Here is a 4,083-nt window from a genome sequence, read left to right on the forward strand (position 1 = left end):
GTATATTTGTGGTTATAGTACCTACATCCAGTTAAGTCTGTGATCAGGAAAGCAGGTAAAATTTCGTCTTATCATCCCCCTTTCACACTGAACTGCCGTAACACACTCTGCTGCATCCAAAAACAAACAGACCGTCACTACCCAGGGGTCTCCACCAGGCTGAGAAAACCAGCTTTGTATCAACGAATGCTATCTCGGAAAGATGGGCGTGGGAAACTGGTATGGGCGGAGGAAGCGTAGAGCAGAGCTGAGTATTTACTTACCTTTTCGAAGTGTTTTTTGGCGGATAGTATTCGACTGGCTCCCATCGGATACTAAGCGGGCACTGAGCCGAGAAATGCATCAGGATTTCTCGGTGAATGCCCGCGTGCCGCCAAAAAGCACTTCGGAAAGGTTAGAAAATACCAGTTCTGCGGCCAGCTGACGGAGCCCATGCCAGTTTCCCACGCCCATCTTTCCGTACACTACCTCCATCTACAAAGCGTCCTTACTCAGCAAAACCCAAATTTAAACCAAACACTTCCTATACAAAAAGCGGGAAATCATGGAGTATGACCTCTCATGTTTTCCCGCTTTTTCTAAATATCCTGATTTTCAGCATCCTCTATATATTTCTGGTATTTATAAAAGTCATCCCGGTAGATCACATGAAGCAGTGTATCCAGCTGCCTTAGTGCTTTGAGCATCATTTCCGGAGTAATTAACGCCTGCTCCGCTGCATCGGCAAGTTCATCCAGATCGATCACCTTCAGCTTTCCATCTGGATAGACGATGACGTCAGCCAGAAGATCCGTGAATATGTATGTATCCGTGGATTCCTCATAGTCATAGGTGATTATGTCGCAGTACCAGCTGATCAGCCGGCTTTCGTGGTCATAGAATTTGCTTACCTTAATTCCTTTATCCAGAAGATAACAGGAAAGGCCGTGATGCAGGGTTTTCTTAGGATGGAGGGTATTCCATTTTGTAAGAATAATATGATCATCCCTGTAGAGCAGTATATCGTCTTTTAATAATATGCATTCCTCTGGAATCAGGCGTTTACGGTATAGAATGGGGTTTGTCATGGCAGTACCTCCGATGGTATATTTTTTACAACGGTCAGGGAATCATTTTCAACAAATTCCTGCTCCGAGGATTTACGCTTATAATAGGTAAGATTATAGGAATCGGGATCTGTCAGTTTTAAAAATTCACTCGGGGTACAGCCTGTAATTTCTTTAAATACCCTGTTAAATGTACGAATGTTATTAAAACCGCAGTCAATTGCAATGTCTGTGACTTTATTGCTGGTATTTTTCAGTTCACTGGCCGCATGTTCCACGCGTACCATGTTCAGGTAGGTAACGAAATTAATACCTATCAGTTTTTTAAATACCTTGGAAAAATGGCTTTCACTGAAATTCATCTGCTTTGCTGCAAATGACAGAGTAATATTGTCGGCATAGTGTTCTTCCATATAAGATAAGAGCTGCTGCATGTCGTAAAGCATATTTATGCGTTTACTGGTGCTCTGCAGACCGCTGTCATTTTTCGGGATCCTGCGTTTTAGCAGATACCAGAACTCTCTTAATGCTGCGGTAATAATCTCTTTATAATAAGCTTCCTTGTTCTTAAGCTCTGCACCTACCCTGTCCAGCAGTGATATCAGCATTTCATTCATACCATAGGATTCCAGCATTTCTCTGGTTACACAAGGATGAGAAAACTGGGAGTGGTGATAGAGGGAGCTGATAATTCCAGGATCAAAAATGATGAATTCCAGTATATTTTCCATATTTGATGAGTCGCTGTAATGGAAATCACCCGTGTCCACAATGACCAGATCACCGGCGTGGGCAGTAAAAATATCATCATTGATACTGAAATGGGCACTGCCCTGGCGGACATAGATAAATTCGATCTCCTGATGCCAGTGTGCCAGGAAGCTGATGTTCTCATAGGATGAATGCCATACCATAAAATCGGAATCATAGGAACGAACTTCATGGAATGCTTTCATATTATGTGCTTTGACCTCGTGTTCTTTCGAATTCTATTATAGGGCCTGTCTGAAATGATTTCACTCGTCTTGCGCCCAATTATGTGATGATGATATAGTATAACAAAAATCACAAAAATTGTCCATATCCTAACATAATTTTACGTGCAAAATCAAAAATTATGTTGTATACTTAGTACATAAAATGCGGTTGCCATAAAACTGCATTGTGTAAAGTGTATAAACAAACCAAACAATTTTATTAAAATGGAGGTAATTTCAAATGGCAGAAAGCAGATTGATCGGTGGATACCCAGTAATCGGAATCAGACCAACAATTGACGGACGTAGAGGCGCTTTGGACGTAAGAGGTTCTTTGGAAGAGCAGACTATGAACATGGCAAAATCAGCAGCTAAATTATTCGAAGAGAATTTAAAATATTCAAATGGTGAACCAGTAAAAGTTGTTATTGCAGATACCACAATCGGACGTGTTGGTGAAACAGCAGCCTGTGCTGAAAAGTTCAGAAAAGAAGGCGTTGACATCACATTGACAGTTACTCCTTGCTGGTGCTATGGCGCTGAGACAATGGATATGGAAAAGAACACGATTAAAGGTGTTTGGGGATTCAATGGTACAGAAAGACCGGGTGCTGTATACCTTGCATCTGTTCTGGCTACACATGCACAAAAAGGACTTCCTGCTTTTGGAATTTACGGACATGATGTTTGTGATGCAGATGATACAGAGATTCCCTGCGATGTAAAAGATAAATTATTAAGATTTGGACGCGCAGCTGTTGCAGCAGCTTCTATGAGAGGTAAATCTTATTTACAGATTGGTTCTATCTGCATGGGTATCGGCGGATCTATCATTGACCCGGCATTTATTGAAGAATACTTAGGCATGAGAGTGGAATCTGTTGATGAAGTAGAAATCATCCGTCGTATGACAGAAGGTATCTATGATGAAGCAGAGTATAAGAAAGCACTTGCATGGTCTAAAGAAAAATGCAAGATCGGATTCGATAAGAACCCACCTGAATTACAGGTATCTGACGAGCAGAAAGAAAAAGATTTTGAATTCGTAGTTAAGATGATGTGTATCATCAAAGACTTAATGAATGGAAATAAAAATCTGGATCCTAAATTCTCAGAAGAAGCAATTGGACACAATGCTATCGCAGCCGGATTCCAGGGTCAGAGACAGTGGACTGATTTCTATCCAAACTGTGATTTCCCGGAAGCAATGTTAAATACTTCTTTTGACTGGAATGGAGCAAGAGAGCCATACATCCTGGCAACAGAAAATGACGTATTAAACGGTCTCGGCATGATGTTCATGAAATTATTGACCAACAGAGCACAGATCTTTGCAGATGTTCGTACATACTGGAGCCCTGAAGCTGTTAAGAAAGCTACCGGATATGATATTGAAGGTGTTGCAAAAGAAGCCGGCGGATTCATTCACTTAATCAACTCCGGAGCAGCTTGCCTCGATGCAAACGGACAGGCCAAAGATGAAAACGGCAATGGCGTTATGAAACCCTGGTATGAAGTTACAGAAGCAGATCAGGATGCAATCATGAATGCAACTACCTGGAATCCTGCTGATAACGGATATTTCAGAGGAGGCGGATTCTCATCCCGTTTCTTAACAGAAGCTGAAATGCCGGTAACCATGATCCGTTTGAACCTTGTAAAAGGCTTAGGACCGGTTCTTCAGATCGCTGAAGGTCACACAGTGAAACTTCCGGACGAAGTATCTGATAAATTATGGAAGAGAACAGACTACACATGGCCATGTACCTGGTTTGCACCAAGAACAACAGGAGAAGGCGCATTTAAGACAGCATACGATGTAATGAATAACTGGGGTGCTAACCATGGCGCAATCAGCTACGGACATATCGGAGCAGACTTAATCACAATGTGCTCTATGTTAAGAATTCCGGTTGCTATGCATAACGTACCGGAAGAAGAAATCTTCAGACCAGCTTCCTGGAACGCATTCGGACAGGATAAAGAAGGTCAGGATTACAGAGCTTGCGCAGCTTACGGACCATTATATAAATAAAATTAAATAGAAGAACGATAGGGAT

Annotated in this window: 4 protein-coding genes; 1 reads left to right on the forward strand and 3 read right to left on the reverse strand. The window is 41.8% G+C overall.

What is annotated here, in order from left to right; translation table 11 throughout:
- Window positions 1-342 precede the first annotated feature (342 nt).
- The 3 genes from RHS_RS32325 to RHS_RS29020 form a co-directional block, all read right to left on the reverse strand.
- Window positions 343-474, reverse strand: coding sequence for a hypothetical protein (locus tag RHS_RS32325; RefSeq protein WP_276325446.1), 132 nt, complete (start codon window positions 472-474; stop codon window positions 343-345).
- A gap of 104 nt (window positions 475-578) precedes the next feature.
- A complete protein-coding gene (locus tag RHS_RS29015; RefSeq protein WP_027295158.1) occupies window positions 579-1,067 on the reverse strand; it encodes a DUF402 domain-containing protein in 489 nt (162 codons plus the stop codon).
- Window positions 1,064-2,002 (reverse strand): AraC family transcriptional regulator, encoded by a 939-nt coding sequence (locus RHS_RS29020; protein ID WP_027295157.1) that lies wholly within the window; start codon window positions 2,000-2,002, stop codon window positions 1,064-1,066. The genes RHS_RS29015 and RHS_RS29020 overlap by 4 nt, the downstream gene beginning before the upstream one ends.
- A 262-nt stretch (window positions 2,003-2,264) precedes the next feature.
- On the opposite strand from RHS_RS29020, the gene RHS_RS29025 reads away from it, so the two are divergent.
- The gene (locus RHS_RS29025; RefSeq protein WP_027295156.1) at window positions 2,265-4,058 is read left to right on the forward strand and encodes an L-fucose isomerase; all 1,794 of its coding nucleotides are present in this window, start codon (window positions 2,265-2,267) and stop codon (window positions 4,056-4,058) included.
- Window positions 4,059-4,083: the final 25 nt, after the last annotated feature.

Source organism: Robinsoniella sp. RHS (assembly GCF_001029355.1).
GTDB lineage: Bacteria > Bacillota > Clostridia > Lachnospirales > Lachnospiraceae > Robinsoniella > Robinsoniella peoriensis.